At 72.2% G+C, this 17,322-nt stretch carries 16 protein-coding genes; 9 read left to right on the top strand and 7 right to left on the bottom strand.

Annotated elements, in window-relative coordinates; all coding sequences use genetic code 11:
- Nucleotides 1-205 precede the first annotated feature (205 nt).
- Both D1J51_RS09335 and D1J51_RS09340 read left to right on the top strand, forming a co-directional pair.
- The gene (locus D1J51_RS09335) at nucleotides 206-1,114 is read left to right on the top strand and encodes a LysR family transcriptional regulator (RefSeq protein WP_119074917.1); all 909 of its coding nucleotides are present in this window, start codon (nucleotides 206-208) and stop codon (nucleotides 1,112-1,114) included.
- 147 nt (nucleotides 1,115-1,261) lie between these two features.
- Nucleotides 1,262-2,974: an aminotransferase class V-fold PLP-dependent enzyme gene (locus D1J51_RS09340; RefSeq protein ID WP_119074918.1), complete on the top strand. Its 1,713-nt coding sequence runs from the start codon at nucleotides 1,262-1,264 to the stop codon at nucleotides 2,972-2,974.
- Between the two features lie 60 nt (nucleotides 2,975-3,034).
- On the opposite strand, the gene D1J51_RS17910 is transcribed toward D1J51_RS09340, so the two are convergent.
- Together D1J51_RS17910 and D1J51_RS09345 are read right to left on the bottom strand one after the other, a co-directional pair.
- Nucleotides 3,035-3,277: a hypothetical protein gene (locus D1J51_RS17910; protein ID WP_162903743.1), complete on the bottom strand. Its 243-nt coding sequence runs from the start codon at nucleotides 3,275-3,277 to the stop codon at nucleotides 3,035-3,037.
- Between the two features lie 99 nt (nucleotides 3,278-3,376).
- A complete protein-coding gene (locus D1J51_RS09345; RefSeq protein ID WP_119074919.1) occupies nucleotides 3,377-3,559 on the bottom strand; it encodes a PspC domain-containing protein in 183 nt (60 codons plus the stop codon).
- Between the two features lie 235 nt (nucleotides 3,560-3,794).
- Here D1J51_RS09345 and D1J51_RS09350 point away from each other — a divergent pair, with 235 nt between their 5' ends.
- From D1J51_RS09350 to D1J51_RS09360, 3 genes are read left to right on the top strand one after another with little or no spacing between them, the layout of a single operon-like run.
- Nucleotides 3,795-4,859: an ABC transporter substrate-binding protein gene (locus tag D1J51_RS09350; RefSeq protein ID WP_119074920.1), complete on the top strand. Its 1,065-nt coding sequence runs from the start codon at nucleotides 3,795-3,797 to the stop codon at nucleotides 4,857-4,859.
- Entirely contained in the window at nucleotides 4,856-5,659 is an 804-nt protein-coding gene (locus D1J51_RS09355; protein ID WP_119074921.1) for an ABC transporter ATP-binding protein, read from the top strand. Before D1J51_RS09350 ends, D1J51_RS09355 begins: the two co-directional genes overlap by 4 nt.
- A gap of 3 nt (nucleotides 5,660-5,662) precedes the next feature.
- Nucleotides 5,663-7,300 (top strand): ABC transporter permease, encoded by a 1,638-nt coding sequence (locus D1J51_RS09360; RefSeq protein WP_119074922.1) that lies wholly within the window; start codon nucleotides 5,663-5,665, stop codon nucleotides 7,298-7,300.
- On the opposite strand, the gene D1J51_RS09365 is transcribed toward D1J51_RS09360, so the two are convergent.
- On the bottom strand, nucleotides 7,209-8,366 hold the full coding sequence (locus tag D1J51_RS09365; RefSeq protein ID WP_240423108.1) for a glycosyltransferase family 4 protein: 1,158 nt from the start codon (nucleotides 8,364-8,366) through the stop codon (nucleotides 7,209-7,211). The genes D1J51_RS09360 and D1J51_RS09365 overlap by 92 nt on opposite strands.
- A gap of 82 nt (nucleotides 8,367-8,448) precedes the next feature.
- Complete coding sequence (locus D1J51_RS09370) at nucleotides 8,449-9,846, bottom strand: aminotransferase-like domain-containing protein (protein WP_162903744.1); 1,398 nt, start codon at nucleotides 9,844-9,846, stop codon at nucleotides 8,449-8,451.
- Between the two features lie 37 nt (nucleotides 9,847-9,883).
- On the opposite strand from D1J51_RS09370, the gene D1J51_RS09375 reads away from it, so the two are divergent.
- Nucleotides 9,884-10,519 (top strand): LysE family translocator, encoded by a 636-nt coding sequence (locus tag D1J51_RS09375; protein WP_119074924.1) that lies wholly within the window; start codon nucleotides 9,884-9,886, stop codon nucleotides 10,517-10,519.
- Nucleotides 10,520-10,555: 36 nt separating this feature from the next.
- Here the strand turns inward: D1J51_RS09375 and D1J51_RS09380 are convergent, their stop codons facing one another.
- Nucleotides 10,556-11,557, bottom strand: coding sequence for a CPBP family intramembrane glutamic endopeptidase (locus tag D1J51_RS09380; protein ID WP_119074925.1), 1,002 nt, complete (start codon nucleotides 11,555-11,557; stop codon nucleotides 10,556-10,558).
- A gap of 119 nt (nucleotides 11,558-11,676) precedes the next feature.
- Between D1J51_RS09380 and D1J51_RS09385 the strand changes: the two genes are divergently transcribed.
- Together D1J51_RS09385 and D1J51_RS09390 are read left to right on the top strand one after the other, a co-directional pair.
- Nucleotides 11,677-12,900 (top strand): sensor histidine kinase, encoded by a 1,224-nt coding sequence (locus D1J51_RS09385; protein ID WP_119074926.1) that lies wholly within the window; start codon nucleotides 11,677-11,679, stop codon nucleotides 12,898-12,900.
- Nucleotides 12,891-13,589 carry a response regulator gene (locus D1J51_RS09390; protein ID WP_240423110.1) on the top strand — a complete coding sequence of 233 codons (699 nt, stop codon included), beginning with the start codon at nucleotides 12,891-12,893 and terminating at the stop codon, nucleotides 13,587-13,589. Before D1J51_RS09385 ends, D1J51_RS09390 begins: the two co-directional genes overlap by 10 nt.
- 56 nt (nucleotides 13,590-13,645) lie before the next feature.
- Here the strand turns inward: D1J51_RS09390 and D1J51_RS09395 are convergent, their stop codons facing one another.
- A complete protein-coding gene (locus tag D1J51_RS09395) occupies nucleotides 13,646-14,617 on the bottom strand; it encodes a bile acid:sodium symporter family protein (protein ID WP_119074927.1) in 972 nt (323 codons plus the stop codon).
- A gap of 243 nt (nucleotides 14,618-14,860) precedes the next feature.
- Between D1J51_RS09395 and D1J51_RS09400 the strand changes: the two genes are divergently transcribed.
- Nucleotides 14,861-15,994, top strand: coding sequence for a PucR family transcriptional regulator (locus tag D1J51_RS09400; protein WP_119074928.1), 1,134 nt, complete (start codon nucleotides 14,861-14,863; stop codon nucleotides 15,992-15,994).
- Nucleotides 15,995-16,040: 46 nt separating this feature from the next.
- Here D1J51_RS09400 and D1J51_RS09405 read toward each other — a convergent pair whose 3' ends face one another.
- Complete coding sequence (locus D1J51_RS09405) at nucleotides 16,041-17,306, bottom strand: MFS transporter (protein WP_119074929.1); 1,266 nt, start codon at nucleotides 17,304-17,306, stop codon at nucleotides 16,041-16,043.
- Nucleotides 17,307-17,322 lie beyond the last annotated feature (16 nt).

A 17,322-nucleotide genomic window follows, 5' to 3' on the forward strand; every position in this document is an offset into this window, starting at 1 on the left:
AGGCGCGAGCAGTGCTCGTCGCGCGTCCCGCAGAGGTCTTCCAGTCTCATCGTGTTCTCTCCTTCGAGTACCAGTCGCACCCGTGCGACCTCCGGTTAGACATCGTCCGCTTCTATCAAACGACTTCCGCCATTCTTGCGACCTCATTCCCTCACCACAACCGCATATCTCTTGCTCAAGACAAGATTATTCTTATACTTTATCCATGATCGACACCCGCCATCTCGTGACCTTCGAGGCCGCTGTTCGCACAGGAACATTCGCGGGAGCGGCACGCGAGCTCGGCTACACTCAGCCCGGCGTGAGCCAGCAGATCCGGGCGCTCGAACGGAACCTGAACGCGGCGCTCTTCACCCGTTCCGGACGCCTGCTCCGCCTCACCGACGAGGGCGAGGCACTCGCAGCGCAGGTCGATGCGCTGCTCGCGGGGCTACACGCGACCGAAGAACGGATCGCCGCGGTGAGCAGACTCAGGCGCGGCCTCGTGAAGGTGTGCGCCTTTCCGAGCGCGAACGCGACGCTCGTGCCGACGGCGATCTCACGCATGCGCGATGAGCACCTCGGCATCGAGATCGAGCTCTCCGAGGCCGAACCACCAGAGTCGCTGGAGATCCTGCGGCGGGGGGACTGCGACGTCGCCGTGACATTCCGCTACGAGCAGGAGACGCAGACCGAGAGCGATGAGTTCATGTCGATCCTGCTGCTGCGCGAGCCGCTCCTGCTGCTCATGCCGAACAGCCATCCCCTCGCCCGTCGTCACACCGTCAAGCTCGACGAGCTGAGCGAGGAGCGCTGGGTTGCGGGTTGCGTCCGCTGTCGAGGCGAATTCGTCGACGCCTGCCGTGAGGCCGGTTTTACTCCGCGCATCGACATCACGACAGACGACAATCTCGCGGTCCAGAGCTACGTCGTCTCAGGCCTCGGCCTCGCGATGATGCCGCGCATGGTGCAGGCCTTCTTGCGGCACCCCGGGATCCGTGCACGCCCGGTACTGCCCGAGCGGGAGCGGTCGGTCATGGCCACCGTGCTGCGCTCCAACCGCCGCGCACCAGCCGTCGAGCATACGATCGCCTCGCTCACGCGAGCAGCAGAGCAGCTCTCGACACAGGCTTAGTTTTCGAAATGTATAAGCAGCGCTTTGTCTTACTGCGGTGGATTAGCGCTCGACCTTGGATGACCGGTCGCCCAGAATGGAGTCGATTATCCGCACGCGCTCCCCCGCTGCGGCACCCGGCACCGTCCAAAGAACCGAAGGAGCCCGATGCAGGTCGAACAGCCCGAGACCGAAAACGTCACGACGAGCGCACCGCTCCTCGCCCGGATTCGGGAGGGCGTGATCGGCGACGACTACGTACTGAACGGACCCTTCGGGCCACGGCGGATCACCTACGTGGACTACACCGCGAGCGGGCGTGCGCTCGCATTCATCGAAGATGTCATCCGCGACCAGGTGCTCCCCCTGTACGCGAACACCCACTCCGAGTCGAACAAGACCGCGCTGCAGACCACCAGTCTTCGCGAGGATGCGCGCGAACTCATCCGGCGCTCCGTCCACGGCACCGAGGATACGGTGGTGATCTTCACGGGCAGCGGTTCCACCGCAGCCATCAACAAGATGGTCGGGATCCTCGGCCTCCGCCTGTCTGCTGACCTCGACGAGCGGTTCGGGATCTCGTCCCGCATCCCCGAGGCGCAACGGCCGGTGGTCTTCATTGGCCCCTACGAGCATCACAGCAACGAGCTCCCCTGGCGGGAGTCCATAGCTGACGTGATCACGATCCGCGAAGACGACGAAGGCCGGGTCGACCTCGAGCATCTCGCGTCAGAACTGGAGCGCTACGCGGAGCGCCCGCTGAGAATCGGCTCCTTCAGCGCGGCGAGCAACGTCACCGGCATCCTCACCGACATCGACGAGGTCACGCGGCTGCTGCACGGGCACGGCGCACTCGCGTTCTGGGACTACGCAGCCGCGGGTCCCTACGTCGACATCGACGCCTCGAAAGTGGACGCGGTGTTCCTGTCACCTCACAAGTTCATCGGAGGCCCCGGCACACCGGGCCTGCTCATCGTCAACCGGTCGCTCCTCTCGAACTCCGTTCCCGACACCGTTGGCGGTGGAACCGTCGCGTACGTCAGCCCCGTGGCGCACCGTTACATCACCGATCCCGACCATCGCGAGGAAGCGGGCACACCTGCGATCGTCGAGTCGATCCGGGCCGGCCTGGTCTTCGCGCTCAAGAACGAAGTGGGCGCGCCGACGATCCACGCTCGCGAGCGAGCCCATCTGGAGCGAGCCTTGCGAGCGTGGGGCGAGCGACCCGAGATCCGGATGCTCGGCAGCACCGCAGCCGAGCGCCTCTCCATCGTCTCGTTCGTCATCACCCGCCCGGACGGCAGGTACCTGCACCACAACGCTGTAGTAGCCATGCTCAGCGATCTCTTCGGCATCCAGGCCCGCGGCGGCTGCTCCTGCGCGGGGCCCTACGGACACCGGTTGCTCGGCATCGGGCCGGATCGGTCTCACGAGTTCGAGCAGGAGATCGCCCGCGGGAACGAGGGCATCAAGCCCGGATGGGTGCGGGTGAGCTTCAACTACTTCGTCAGCGACGAAGTAGCCCAGTACATCGTCGACGCCGTGTCCCTGATCGCGTCCCACGGCTACAAGCTGCTGCCGCACTACCGGTTCTCGCCGCGTACCGGTCTATGGCGGCACCGCGAGAGCGCCGACGAGGCCCCCCTGCGACTCCACGATCTGGGTGTCGGAGCACCGAGCAGCAAGGGGACGGGCCGAGCGGCCCGCCTGCCGGAGTCGGCGCTCGCCGCACACCTCGCCGCCGCCCGCGAGCTGTTCACCTCGCTGCCCGAGCCTCGCTCCGAAGAAGAGGCCGCGGCCTCCGGCAACGCCGCGGGTCTCGGAGCGGAGTTCGAGCGCCTGCGCTGGTTCGAACTGCCTGCAGCCTCGCTCGAAGAGTAGTGTCGCGATCCGGTGCCGAGTCCACGCATCCACGGTTTCGCTCAGCCCATCGAATCGGGCTCACGCTGCCCGCGCTGCCCGGCGAGGGTTGAGCGACGGCTGGGAGGTCGACGTGGTGCTGGACGACCGCAGGGACGCCCGCGTGCACATCGCGCTCGACGGCGATTGAGTCCCCTCACCGACACCGCTCGCCCGGAACGTGAGCCCGCCGTAGTCGTTGCTCCAGACGCACGTCAGCTCGGCGCCGCAGGCGAGCAGGCGCACGCGCGCGGGCACCTCGACGGGATTCGCAGGCACGCTCACCCCGCTATGCCTCGGATCCGTGTGCGCCTTCCGGGCGCTTCTGGACCGGTCGAGCGCCCGGAAGGCGCACACGGATCCGAGGCGGCGGACGGCACCGGATCAGTCCTCGCCGGGGATGACGACCCACAGCAGGATGTAGGCCCAGAGGGACAGCCCCAGGAAGAGCACGGCGAGCACCGTGAGCACGCGGACGAGACCGGTGCTCCACCCGAAGCGATTCGCGACGGCCCTGCACACCCCGGCGATGACACGGCCCTCACGCCGACGGACGAGCTTGCTCATACCTCCATCCTGCCCGGCGCCGCGCCGCGCCGAAAGCTCCGGCCGCGGATTCTCAGGTGCGCGCCCGAGCCCGGGGCGCGCACCGCCGTCGGGTGCGGCGCCGAACGCCCCGAATCGCGCCGCTCATAGCAAAACGCGAGCGCCGAAGCAAGGGGCGACGGGCCGCCCGCTCCCCCGTTCGCGGCGACACTAGACTGTGGGCACACTCGAGGCGCGAAGAGGGGGCTCGGTTCGCATGCGAGACTCGAACGGTTTCAGAGGCCGCGCGGCCGGGCCCGCCCTGACGCGCCGCGCCCTGCTCGGCGGATTCGGCGCGGTCGCCCTCGGCGGCCTGGCGGGCTGCGCGAGCGGATCCGCGTCCCCCGGTTCGCCCGGAGGCTCGTCGGCGGTGACCTACCAGCTGTCGTGGACGCACTCGGTGCAGTTCGGCGGCACCTATCTGGCCCGGGATCGGGGACTGTTCGACGAGCTGGGCCTGCAGGTCGAGCTCGCCGCCGGCGGACCGAACGTGGCCGGCGACACCAGCACGGTGAGCGGCGCGGCGCTGATGAACATCTCGTCGGCCGACGGCGTCGCGCGGTCCAACGCCGAGGGCGCCGAACTGGTGGTCATCGGCGCGCAGTACCAGAAGAGCCCGGGCACGATCCTGTCACTGGCCGATGCGCCGCTCGAGCGCCCCGAGGACCTCGTCGGCAAGAAGATCGGCGTCGCGGGCGCCGACACCCCGGCGCTCGACGCCTTCCTCACCATCAACGAGCTGAGGCGCGAGCAGGTGGAGTTCGTGCCCAGCCAGTACGATCCGGCGGTGCTCACCGCCGGGCAGGTCGACGGCATCTTCTGCTTCTACAACGACCTGCCCGTGGCGCTGGCCGTGCAGGGCGTCGCCGGCTACTCGATGCTGCTGGCCGACTTCGGGTACAACCCGATGAGCCAGACGTACACCGTGCTGCGCTCCAGTCTGGAGGACGAGCGCAAGCGCGACCGGGTCGTGCGGCTGGTCCGCGGCGATGCGCAGGGCTGGCAGCTGTACCAGGCCGATCCGGGGGCCGCCGCGAAGCTCGCCGTCGAGATGTACCCGGATGCCGGACTCGATCTGGCGACCCAGCAGAAGCAGGCCGAGGTGCAGCTCGACATCATGTACTCCGACGCCACCGACGAGTTCGGTTTCGCGTGGTTCGGCGACGATCAGGTCGCCGAGAATCTGCGGCTGTTCGAGCTGCTCGGCATCGAGGGCGCCACGGAGCAGATGTGGGATCGCTCGATCCTCGAAGAGGTCTACGGGAACGGCCCCACCGCGTGAGTCCCCACCCGACCGGGGGTGCGCCGCGGGTCGTCTGCACCGCGGTCTCCAAGACGTTCCCCGCTCCGGGGGAACCGCTCGCGGTGCTCGAACCGCTCGATCTGACGCTCGAGGCGGGGTCGGTAACAGCGCTCGTCGGCCCCTCGGGCTGCGGCAAGTCCACGCTGCTGCGCATCGTCGCGGGGCTGGAGCAGCCGGATGCGGGCGGCGCCGTGAGCATCGGCGGCGACGAGCCGCTCTCCGTGCGGCGGAGGGGCGAGCTGGCCATCGCGTTCCAGGACGCCTCCCTGCTGCCCTGGCGCACGACCGAGGGCAACGTCGCCCTCGCGCAGCGCCTGGCCGGGCAGCCGGTCGATCGCGAGCGCGTCGGGGAGCTGCTGCGCACGGTCGGGCTGGCGGGCTTCGAGCGGGCGCGCCCGGCCCAGCTCTCCGGAGGGATGCGGCAGCGGGCGGCCATCGCCAGGTGCCTCATCACGGCGCCCCGGCTCCTGCTGCTGGACGAGCCGTTCGGCGCGGTCGACGAGCTCACGCGCAGGCGGCTCAACATCGAACTGCCTCCGCTGTGGTCGGGCGCCCAGACGACCACCCTGCTGGTGACCCACTCGATCTCCGAGGCGGTGCTGCTGGCCGATCGAGTGCTCGTCATGTCGCCCCGTCCGGGCCGCATCGTCGCCGATCTGGCCGTCGATCTCGACCGGCCGCGACGCATGGACCAGCTCCGCAACGCGCGCTTCGGCGAGCTCGTCGAGCGGATCGGCGCGCTGCTCGGCGTCGATCGGGTCGCCGGCGACCGGGGCTGAGCGATGGCGCTGCGGAGCGAGACGGCGGAGCGACCGGCCACGGGGAGGCCGGCGGATCCGCCCGCCCGGAGGGGCGCCTCCGCCGCCGCGACGCGCGTCGCGCTCGGCTGGCTCGGCGCGGTCGCGCTGTGGGAGCTGCTCGGGCGCACCCTCCTCTCCGGTCGGCACCTGGTCGGCACGCCCTCGGGCATCGCGGTCAAGCTCGTGGAGAACGCCGAGGTCTACGCGCGGGGTCTCATGTACACCACCGGCGAGGCCCTCGCCGGCTACCTGCTCGGCAACCTGGCGGCGGCGCTGACGCTGCTGGTCGTGCTGCTGCCGTGGTTGGAGCGGCTCGTGCTGCGCCTCGCGCTGGTGGTCTACTGCCTGCCCCTCGTGGCGCTCGGGCCGCTGCTGCGGCTGGTCTACGGCTCCGGCGACGGTCCGCAGGTCACGCTGGCCGCGCTCGCGACCTACTACCTGACGCTCGTACCGCTGCTCGTGGGCATGCGCGCCGTGCCGCGGTCGTGGCTCGATCTGACCGCCTCGTACGGTCGCGGCCGCTGGACGACGCTGGTCGTCGTGCGGGCGCGCGCCGCCCTGCCCTACCTGGTGGCCGGGCTGCAGGCCTCGGTGCCCGCGGCCTTCCTCGGCGCGCTGGTGGGTGAGTTCACCGGCGCCGAGCGCGGCGTCGGGGTGCTGTCGATCCTCGCCCTGCGCAGCCTCGACACCGATGGCCTGTGGGCGCTCATGCTGCTCAGCGCCGTCGTGTCGCTGATCGGATACGACGCCGTCTCCCGGCTGGCCCGGCGCCTCACGCCCGAGCAGCCGACGGTGCTGCTCGCGCCGCCGCCGGCTGACGCGCGGCGGTCCGCGCTGCAGCGCGGGATGCGCGCCATCGGCGGCGCGGTCGGGGCCGCCGCGGTCGCGGTGGCGGCCTGGATCGCGCTGTTCGAAGCGCTCGGACTCAATCCGTACTTCGCGAAGCGCCCGTGGGACGTGTGGGAGTGGCTGGTCGCCTCGCCGCAGGCCGCGGAGAACCGCGGCGAGCTGCTCGCGGCCACGGGCCAGACGGTCGCGGTCGCGATCCCGGGCTACTTCGCGGGACTGCTCGCGGGCGCGCTCCTCGCGACGGCGTTCTCGCTGTCGCCGCGGGTGCGCAGGGCGCTCACGCCGGTCGCGGTCACCCTGCGGTGCGTGCCGATCATCGCCATCGCTCCGCTGCTGGTGGCGGCGCTCGGTCGCGGGCCGTTCGGCACCGCGACGGTCGTGGCGATCATGACGTTCTTCCCGACGCTGGTGTCGTGCCTCACCGGGCTGCGGCAGCTGCCCGGGCAGGTGGCCGACGTCTTCGCGAGCTACGCGACCCCGCCGGCGCGAGTGCTGCTGCTCGGCCGGGTGCCCGCGATGGCGCCCGCCTTCTTCGCCTCGGCCCGTATCGCAGCGCCGACCGCGGTGCTCGCCGCGACCGTCGCCGAGTGGCTCGCGACGGGCACCGGCCTCGGCAACATGATGGCGGTCGACGCCGCGACGAGCCGGTACGCGTCGCTCTGGTCCACCGTGGTCGCGGTCACCCTCGTCTCCCTGGCCGCGTACGCGCTCGTCGAGTTCGCGGAGGCGCGGGCGCTGCGGCGGCTGGCTCCGGAGCAGGCCCGCTGGTGACGTCGGCGGCGAGCGCCGGGGCGTGCAGCGCCGACGCGACGACGCGGGCGGTGTCGAGCCAGCTCGGCAGGAGCGTCCGCTGCTCGGCCGCCTCGGCCCGCCAGCGCTCCCGCAGCCCGGCGTCCGACAGCCAGGCCCGCAGCTCGCGCGCGAGCGCGGCTGCGTTCCCCGGCGGGAACGAGGCGCCCGCTCCGCGCTGCGCCTCGACGGCGCCCGTGCCGCGCGGCACGATCGACGGGACGCCGTGCGCCAGCGCCTCGCCGACCACCATGCCGTAGGGCTCGCTCCTCGCCGTGTGCACGAGCAGATCGGCGCCCGCCCAGACCGGCTCCAGCGCCTCGTCCTCCCGCGGGCCGAGCACCTCGACGCGCTCGGCGAGAGCGGCCTCGGCGATGCGCTGCCGCACTGCGGCGGTGAGATCCGGATCCGGCGTGTCCGGCCCCACCACCCGAGCGACCCAGTCGAGATCGCGCACGCGGGCCAGGGCCGCGACGAGCGTGAGCGGATCCTTGGTCTCCGTGAGCCTGGCCAGCCACAGCAGCATCGGCGCGCGCCCGCTCCGCGCGGAACCGGGGGCCGGATCCGCCCGCGCGATGCCGGGCACCGCGACCACCGCGTCGGCGCGCCCGTACCGCTCCGCCACCTCACCCGCGGTCCAGGCGCTCGTGGTCACGACGCCGCTCGCGGCCTCGACGGCCTCCGCCTCGCTCGCCGCGAGGCGCTCGCGGTCGGCGGCCGGGAGCGCCGGGTCGTCGGAGGGGAAGTAGTGGACGAGGATCGTGACCCGGCGCCCCTCCGCCACCGCGGCGCTCACCGCATCGGGGGCCGCCGAGGCCAGGATGTTGTCGACCAGCCAGTGCCGCTCGGAGCGGAGCAGCTCCGCGAACCTCCGGCGATCCCCCTCTTCCGGAACCGGCCAGGGTCCGGTGACGAAGCGCTCGCGAAGACCCGCCCCCAGCGCCTCGAACGCCGCGGAGAGCTCGTCGTCGTAGCGGTTGCCGCCGCTCGCGACCTCGCTGCGCCAGCGCGCGAAGCCGACCCGTCGCCCCGTCACCGCCTCAGCCACTCGCGCCGCCGAACCTCATGACGTTCACGGTACGGAGGTTCTTCCAGAGCCGGAAGCCCTTGACGCGGACGGAGGGCGAGCCCTATACGACGGGCGCCGCCGGATCCCGATGCTCGAGGGCGCGCTTCAGCAGCCGGAGCCCCCTGTCGAGCTGCGCCGGCGAGGGGGCGCCGAGGCACACCCGGATCCCCGACTCCGGGGCGTCGGGGTCGGCCATGAGCACCGCCGGAGGGGTGACGAGGACCCCCTCGCGGGCGCAGCGGAGCACGACGCGGTCGGCGTCGGCGCGCGGCAGCGGCAGCCAGGTGTGAAACCCCGCGGCCCGGCGGTGGGCGGGAGGGCCGCCGAGGACGGCGGCGAAGAGCGCACGGCGCTCCTCCGCCTCGGCTCGCAGCGCGACGCCGATGCTCCGCGCCGTGCCGTCCCGGATCCAGCGGGCCGCGATCTCGGTCATCAGCGGGCTCACGGCGAGCGACGTGACCTGCAGCACGCTGCGGGCGCCCGCGTCCTCCCGCTCCGGAGCGACGAGAAGGCCGACGCGGAGGGCGGGGGTCAGACTCTTGGAGAACCCGTTGACGTAGAAGGTGCGCTCGGGCGCGAGTTGCGCCAGCGGGGCCGTGCTCGGCTGGCGGAACAGCGAGTAGACGTCGTCCTCGACGATCGCCGCGTCGTGCTTGCGGCACACGCCCACGATCTCCCGTCGGCGGCGGGCATCCATGGTGGCGCCCGTCGGGTTGTGGAGCGTCGGCGTGACGTACACGATCCGCGGCCCGCCGCCCCGCCGCCGCAGGGAGACTTCGAGCGCCGCCGGGATCATCCCGCGCGAGTCCGTAGCCACAGGGACCAGCGCGTGGCCGGCCTGCCGGGCGGCGGTCAGCGCGCCCGGGTAGGTGCAGCTCTCGGTGAACACCGCGCCGCCCGGCCCGGCGACGGCGGCGAACGCGACCGCGAGGGCGTGCTGGGCGCCGTGGGTGAGCAGCACCCGCTCGGCCGGCGCGTCGAGCCCCTGCTCGCGCAGCCACGACGAGATCGCGGACCGGTGATGCGGGACCCCCGCCGGATCGGGGTAGCTCGCGAACGCGACCGGATCGAGCGTTCGCGACAGGTCCGCGAGCGTGTCGGCGAGGAGCCTCGCGCCGACCTGCGGAGGCGGCGCGTTGACGGAGAGGTCGATGATCTCCGGGATCGGCGCCCGCCGTTCGGCGCCCGAGACGAACGTGCCGCGGCCGCGCACCGCGTGCACGAGTCCGCGATGCTCGAGGCGCGCGTACGCCTTCGTCACCGTGCCCGTCGCGAGGCCCAGCCGTGCCGCGAGGTCGCGGTGAGCGGGGAGCCGTGCGCCGGCGTCGACGACGCCCGCGTCGATGTCCTCGCTCAGCCCACGTGCGAGCCGCTCGTGCAGCGGCCCGGGCAGATCGGACAGTCGTGGGCTCCACGGCGACGGATCCCGCACGCGCACCTCCGAAGTGTCACACGACACTCTGTGTCGATTCCTCCATAGTGTCACACTATGCCTCATGATTGCCCGGGTTGCAGAGATCCCTGCGTACAGCGCCGAGACGCTCCTCGCGCTGGCGCTGTACGCGCTGGTCACCTCGATCACCCCGGGACCCAACAACCTGATGCTGCTCTCCTCCGGCATCAACTACGGGTTCCGGCGTTCGATCCCGCACATGCTGGGCATCAGCATCGGGTTCGGCGTGATGGTGCTCGCCGTCGGCCTGGGGCTGACGCGGCTCTTCCTCGCGTATCCCGCGACGTACGCCGCGCTGCGGATCGTGGGAGCGGGGTACCTGGCCTGGCTGGCCTGGAGGATCGCCACCTCCGGCGCTCCGGGGTCGGGCGCCCCCTCGCGCCGCCCGATGACGTTTCTCGCCGCGGCGGCGTTCCAGTGGGTGAACCCGAAGGCCTGGGTGATGGCGGTCGGGGCGATCGCCAACTACGCGCCCGTCGAGGCCACGGTCGGAGCGGTCGTGATCGTCGCCGGCGTCTACGTGCTCGTGGGCGGCCCGAGCGTGGCCGTGTGGGCGGCATTCGGCTCGACGCTGCGCACCTGGCTCGCGGACGCGAGGCGCCTCCGCGCCTTCAACCTCGCGATGGCCGCGCTGCTCCTGCTGTCCCTCTGCCCGCTGCTCACCGCGGAACTCGGGTGACGGCGCGCCGCCGGCCCCGCGCGGGCGGCGCGAGCCCTACGATCCGCGCAGCGCGGCCGCGCCCCGCACCGGCTCGAGCAGCCGGAGTCCGTACCTGCGCGACACCCACACCCAGAGCACCGCCGTGATGCCGATCGTCGTGGGAAGCGTGACGAGCAGCACCCGGGGGTCTACGGCTCCCTGCTCGAGCGACGTCCGGCTGAGCGGCGCGAGCAGGAACAGGACGAGGTTGTTCGCGGTGTGCACGACGACCGCGAGCTCGAGGCCGCCGCTCTTCCACGTCAGCAGCCCCATGCAGATCGCGAAGACCGCGATGTCGATCTGCCCCGCCCAGTCGTAGCCGTGCCCGAGCATGAAGAACGGGACCGGGATCAGGATCCCCCACAGCGGCGAGCGCAGCCAGACGCCGAACATCTGCATCGGCAGCCCCCTGAAGGCGTACTCCTCGGCGGCGCACTGCAGCGGAACGAGCAGGATGATGATCGCGTACAGGGCGAGCGTGATCGGGCTCGCCGCCGGCCAGGCGAAGTCGGCGGGCGGGTCGAGCACGAACGACCCCGCGTTGACCACCGCGAAGACGGGCAGCGCGATCGCCGCGGCCCGGAGCATGAGCCCCCAGCGCACGCGCGACTGCACCGAGTGGAGCGCGCCACCCGCCCCGCCGCCCCAGCGCATGCCGAGCAGCGCGGCGGGCAGCATGACCGCGATGGATCCGAGGAGCAAGAGGAGATCCATGGGGTTCGACGGGTCGGTGAGCTCCTCGGTGGGGATCCACGCGGTTCCGAAGATGCCGGTCGCCGCGACGATCCCGAGGATCAGCAGCGGGATGAACCCCGCGACCCACATGCCGACCGCGACGAGCAGCGCGCAGAGGGGCCGCCACCACCTGGCGCTCCGCGGCGATCGCCGCAGCAGCCGATGGTACGGGAGCGGGCGGGGAGCCGGCTCGGCGGCCGAGACGGCTCGTGCCGCGGGGATCGGCGGCGCTTCGGCACTCGGGTGGACGGAGAAGGCCTGGGGGTCGGTGCGGTTGCTCATGGCTCCAGGATCCCCGCGATCCGTCCCGCGCGGATCGCCCGTTCGGCCGGAGTCGGCCGCTCCCGACCTCGTACTTTCGGGGGATCCGCTGCCCTCGCCGCCCCTCGTAGGATGAGGGCATGACTGAGCCTGCGAAGCGCGCGAACCGAGTGCTGGGCGGCCGTCCGGCGCTTCGCGCGCTCCTCGTCTCGCTGCTGTGCTTCGTGGCCGGATGCGTCGCCTTCCTGGTGTCGTTCGGCGTGACCTTCGGCCTCTACGGCCAGGCGGGGATCGACGCGCTCAGCGGATTCCTGCTGCTCGATCTTCTCGTCGGCGTCGCCGCGTGCATCGCGGTCGGGCCGGTGCGCAGGTCGACCGCGGGGAACGCGATCCTCATCGTGACCGGGATCTTCAGCGCGTTCGCCCTGCCCGCCTGGATCGTCGCCGTGATCCGCTTCGGAGAGCGCCGGTCTCTCCCGCTCGACGCCGCGATCGTCGCGGTCATGGTGATCGGGGCGACCGGGGTGGCGATGTGGCAGGACGCCGCGCTCGGCGCGGAGGCCGGGAACCCGCTGCTCGCCGCCGGGGTCGCCGCGGGGCCGACAGCCGCGGCGCTGCTCTGGGGGCGGGTGCGGGGCACGCGAGACGCACTGCTCGAGGCGTCGCGCGAGCGGGCGGTGTCGGCCGAGCTGGCCCGCGCGGCCGTCGAGCGGAGCCGCGGGGCCGAGCTCGCCAGGGCGCGGGCCGAGGAGCGCGGGGCGCTCGCCCGGGATCTGCACGACGGCATCTCGCACCGGCTCTCCGTCGTCGCGATGCACGCCGGGGCGCTCGCCTCCCGGGAGGATCTCAGCCCCGAGCAGATCCAGGGGGCGACGCGCACGATCCGGGACGCCGCCGCTGAGGCGGGCGAGTTGCTCCGCGAGGCGCTCACGGCGCTTCGCGACCCCGCCGAGAGGCCGTCGGGGGCGCCACTGCCGACGGCGGCTTCGATCGAGACGCTCGTGGCGGAGGCGAGGGCGCGCGGGGCACGGGTCTCGCTGCACTGGCAAGACCTCACGCCGGAGGAGCTCGCGGGCGCCGCCGCGCAGGCGGTGACGCTCGCTCGCGTGACCGAGGAGGTGCTCATGAACGCCGCCAAGCACGCGCCGGGCGAGCCGCTCGAGATCGAGATCGCCCGACAGGCGGGCGCGGTCGCCCTGCGGGCCCGGAACCGGCTCGCGGAGCGCCGCTCCGGATCTCCGCTCGGCACGGGTCACGGGCTCATCGGCGTCTCCGAGCGCGCGAGCCTCCTGGGCGGGCACGCCGCCCACGGCCCCACCGGCGACGGCGGCTTCGAGGTGGAGGTGAGGCTCCCGTGGACGTGACCGGGCGGCGGGGCCGAGCGGATCCGGGCGCGCCGATCCGGGTGCTCCTCGTCGACGACGAGGCGCTCATGCGCGCCGGGCTCCGTCTCATGGTCGACGGGGTCGACGGCATCGCGGTGGTGGGCGAGGCCGCGGACGGCGTCGAGGCGATCGAGGCCGCGCGCGAGCTCGATCCCGACGTCATCCTCATGGACATCCGCATGCCGCGCATGAACGGGATCGAGGCCACTCTGGCGCTCAACGCGGCCGGCGCCCGCGCCCGGATCGTGGCGCTCACCGCGTTCGACACCGACGATTTCCTCCTCGGCGCCCTGCGCGGCGGAGCCCTGTCGTTCCTGCTCAAGGACGCGGACCCGGAGGTCGTGCTCGGTTCGATCCGCGACGCCGCCGCGGGGCGCGCGCGGGTCTCGCCCGCGGCGCTCTCGCGACTGATCGCCCTCGCCGCTCGCCCCGCCGAGAGCAGCGCCCGCTCCCCCGCCGAGCGGGCCGCCGCGCCGCCGGAGACGATCACCCCTCGCGAGTGGGAGATCGGCCGCCTCGTGGCGCGCGGGCTCACGAACGCCGAGGTCGCAGATGCGCTCCACCTCGGGCAGGCCACCGTGAAGACCCACCTCGCGAGCCTGTTCGCGAAGCTCCACGTCACGAACCGGGTGCAGCTCGCGATCCGGGTGCTCGAGCACGACGGGTGACCCGGGCGGCGATGGTCGTTCGGGTCAGTGCCCGGGCTCCGCGGCCGGATCCCGGTTCACGAGGATCGCTCCACCGGCCTGCGCGACCAGAAGCTCGCGAGGATCGCACCCGAGACGTTGTGCCACACGGAGAAGATCGCGGCGGGCAGCGCCGCCTCGGGGGTGAAGTGCGTGCGGGCGAGTCCGGCGGCGAGTCCGGAGTTCTGCATCCCGACCTCGATGCTCACCGAGCGGCGCGCGGCCTCGTCCAGGCCGACCGCCCGGGCCGCGAAGTAGCCGAGCAGCAGGCCGACCCCGTTGAGGACCACCACGATGGCGGCCACCATGAGCCCCGAGGCGATGATCGTCGCCGCGCTGCCCGCGACGACCGCGAGGAGCACGAGCGTGATGCCGACGACCGAGACGAGCGGCATCCATTCCACGAGACGCTCGACGAGGCGCGGCAGGAAGCGGCGCAGCAGGAGGCCAACGGCGATCGGCACGAGCACGATCTGCACGATGGAGACGAACATGCCGACGGCGTCGACCGGCAGATAGGAGCCCGCGAGCCACAGCACGAGCAGCGGGGTGACCAGCGGGGCGACGAGCGTCGACACCGAGGTCATCGCGACGGAGAGTGCGACATCACCCTTCGCGAGGTACACCATCACGTTCGAGGCGGTGCCCCCCGGCGCCGCGGCGACGAGGATCACCCCGACCGCTATCGCCGGCTCGAGCCGCAGCACCGAGACGAGCGCCCATGCCGTGAGGGGCATGATGATGAACTGCGCCAGGATCCCGATGACCAGCGGGAAGGGACGGCGTGCGACGAGCGCGAAATCGGAGCCGCGCAGCGTCATCCCCATGCCGAGCATGATGATCATGAGCAGCGGGTTCACCCACGGGCCGATCGCCAGGAACGGGGCGGGGAAGAGCACGGCGACCGCGCCCGCCGCGAGCACGATGAGCGGGAACCAGGTCCCGGCCGCCCTGCCGATGCGCTTGCCGATGTGCTCGCGCCTGAATCCCGCCTCGTTCTTCGCAGTCATCCGTTCAGTGTACGGGCGCCCCTCCGCGGCACAGAATCCTCTGGCGACCCCGAGTGAGCCCCGAAGCGGCTCTCGCACGGGCCCGAGGCGTGCTCCTCGCGCTCGGATCACGAGCGAGAGCCCCGCAGAAAACGCCTCCCTCCCGGCCCCACCCCGCCGGCGCGGCAGCCGTCGCACGCTCGCCGGCATCGCGCGCGCCCCGCAGTCCAATTAGAATTCAGGAACGCGAGGGAGGCGGGAACGATGGTGGACGAGCTCTTCGACGCCCTCCTGCGCGCACTCGGGGCGCACGCGCTCTGGTACGCCCCGCCGAGGCCGGGGCCTCCGCTGCCGCGAACGACGATGTTCGTGGAGCCCGACGTCCCGATCGATCCGCTGAGCGCGCAGATCGTCACCGCCGATCAGCTCGCCGCCGGCCTCGTCCCGCCGTCCGCCCGCGTCCGACTCGTCTTCGTGGCGGATGCCGCGCGGAGCAGCCCGGATGACGCTCCGGCCGGCGCCGCCGTCATCGCGACGGACCTCGCTCCCGTCACCCTCTGCAACCGCGTCGCCGAGGTGCTCCGCGCCGAACGCGATGAGCTCCGAGCCGCGCAGGACACGCAGCGGCTGCTCGTCGCGCTGCTCACCGGCGGGCCCGAGGCGCGGCGGCGCGCCCTGTCCCAGCTGCCCGCGCCGTCCGATCCCGAGGCCGCATACACCAACGTCGTCGTCATCGAGGCGGGATCCCGAGGCGCGCGCTCGACGGCCGAGCCCGGGCTGCGCGCGGTGTTCCCGGAGGCCGCGATCCTGCGCATCGGCGACCGGCTCGTGGTGCTGCAGCCCGAGCGCACCCGCTACGCGCGGCTGGAGCGAACGCAGAAGGAGGGGCTCACGAGGCTGCTCGACGAGATCGACGGCCGGGCCGCCGTCGGCGGAAACGCGCGAGAACGGGAGGTCCTCGACATCCCGTTCGCCATCGCCTCGCACATCCTCTACGTCTCGGCACGGATCCCGCGGCTCCGGCCCCGCCGGGTCTACACGCAGGACGAGTACGGCATCTACTACGTCCTCGGCCTCATCCAGGAGCAGTTCCGGCAGCGCTTCGGCCGCGACGACCCGCTCTCGCTCATCCACCCGGGCATGGTCGCGCTGATCCGGTACGACCGGGAGCACCGAACCGATCTGCGCGAGACGCTGTTCATGTACCTGGCCTACGACCGCAACCTCAAGATGACGGCGGAGCGCATGTTCTCGCACCGCAACACCGTCTACAACAAGCTGCGCCGGATCCGGCAGATCCTGGACGAGGACCTCGAGGACCCGAAGCTGCGCTTCAGCCTGCAGTTCTCGCACCTGCTCATCACGTACCTGGGCGAGCGGGTGCCGGCCGAGTGGTGAGCGCGGCCGGCTCTCGGCATGACCGGTGCGCGGCTCCCATCCGCTCTCAACCCGCGGAGGGCTGATCCCCCCGAAGCGCATGCCGGGGGATCAGCGCGAGCGCGAGCGCGCACGCGCACACCATCAGCGCGGCGCCGATCCAGAAGAGCGAGGAGAACGGGATCGCCATGATGAGGGCTCCGGCGAGCACTCCGCCGAGGCCGATGCCGATGTCTCCGCCGAGGTAGTTCATCGCGTTCGCCGCGCCCCACCGCGACTGCGGTGCGAGGGAGACCGTGATCACGCTCATCACCGGCATGAACGTGCCGAAGGCGAAACCGAACAGGAGGCCGGCCGAGATGAAGACGACCTCGTCGGAGGCCGTCGCGACCACCGCGAACGATGCCGCTCCCAGGCCGAAGATCACGGGGAACAGGACCGCGGTCGAGAAGCGCCGCAGGTGACGGGCCGCTCCGAGCCTGCTGACGATCATCGCGATCGCCGCGACCGTGAAGAACAGGCCCGGACGTTCGAACCCCGACCGCAGGCCGTACAGGGTGAGGAAGTTGAGGTACTGCGAGAAGCCGAGCGATGCGACGAACTGGACGAGGAAGACCGGGAGCGCGGTCCGCTCGAAGACCCGCCAGAACGCCCGCGCCGGCCGGTCGCCGGTGGGGGCGGCGCCCCCCTCTGCCCGCTCCCCGCGACGCCGCTCGTCCCACGGGCTCTTCGCGCTCAGCGCGATGAGCACCACGACGACGACCGCGACGGCGACGACCGCGAAGGCCTGGCTGATGCTGCCGAGCCCGAGCAGCAGGATCCCGATGCTCGGCCCGACGGCGGAGGACAGCGACTGCCCGAGCCCGAAGTAGCTGATCCCCTCGGACATCCGCGAGCGCGGCAGGGTGTCCGCCACCATCGTGGCGGCCGCGGTCGTGACGGCCGCGAAGCCGAGCCCCTGCCAGACGCGCCAGAGCAGCAGCAGTTCGACCGACGGGAGGAGCACCGGCCCCGCCACGCCTGCGAAGAACGCGAGGCTGCCGGCGATGAGCGTCCACCGGCGCCCCCGGCGATCGACGAGCTGGCCGGCGACGATGCGGCCGAGGATCGCCGCGAGCGAGAAGACGAGCACCAGTATCCCGCTGAACGCCGGCGGCCCGCCGAGGCGGTCGACGGAGAGCGGGATGAGGTTGGTGGCCGCCTGGTTGGAGGTCGAGGTGAGGAAGGAGGCGAAGGTGAGCAGGACGAAGAGCCCGGACCAGAGCGGCTCCCTGGGCGCTCCGGATCCCTCGGCCCGAGTCGGGGGCCTCACCACCGGCCGTGCTCCGTCCATGTCCCCTCCCCCTCGC

It is taken from the genome of Leucobacter sp. wl10, assembly GCF_003569785.1.
Lineage (GTDB): Bacteria > Actinomycetota > Actinomycetes > Actinomycetales > Microbacteriaceae > Leucobacter.

Bases quoted from the DNA above. Each gene is read 5' to 3' on its own strand.
- D1J51_RS09380 (WP_119074925.1), bottom strand. From the start codon at position 11,557: ATGAGCAACCGCACCGACCCCCAGGCCTTCTCCGTCCACCCGAGTGCC.
- D1J51_RS09385 (WP_119074926.1), top strand. From the start codon at position 11,677: ATGACTGAGCCTGCGAAGCGCGCGAACCGAGTGCTGGGCGGCCGTCCG.
- D1J51_RS09335 (WP_119074917.1), top strand. From the start codon at position 206: ATGATCGACACCCGCCATCTCGTGACCTTCGAGGCCGCTGTTCGCACA.
- D1J51_RS09350 (WP_119074920.1), top strand. From the start codon at position 3,795: ATGCGAGACTCGAACGGTTTCAGAGGCCGCGCGGCCGGGCCCGCCCTG.
- D1J51_RS09400 (WP_119074928.1), top strand. From the start codon at position 14,861: ATGGTGGACGAGCTCTTCGACGCCCTCCTGCGCGCACTCGGGGCGCAC.
- D1J51_RS09395 (WP_119074927.1), bottom strand. From the start codon at position 14,617: ATGACTGCGAAGAACGAGGCGGGATTCAGGCGCGAGCACATCGGCAAG.
- D1J51_RS09405 (WP_119074929.1), bottom strand. From the start codon at position 17,306: ATGGACGGAGCACGGCCGGTGGTGAGGCCCCCGACTCGGGCCGAGGGA.
- D1J51_RS09340 (WP_119074918.1), top strand. From the start codon at position 1,262: ATGCAGGTCGAACAGCCCGAGACCGAAAACGTCACGACGAGCGCACCG.
- D1J51_RS09345 (WP_119074919.1), bottom strand. From the start codon at position 3,559: ATGAGCAAGCTCGTCCGTCGGCGTGAGGGCCGTGTCATCGCCGGGGTG.
- D1J51_RS09360 (WP_119074922.1), top strand. From the start codon at position 5,663: ATGGCGCTGCGGAGCGAGACGGCGGAGCGACCGGCCACGGGGAGGCCG.
- D1J51_RS09375 (WP_119074924.1), top strand. From the start codon at position 9,884: ATGATTGCCCGGGTTGCAGAGATCCCTGCGTACAGCGCCGAGACGCTC.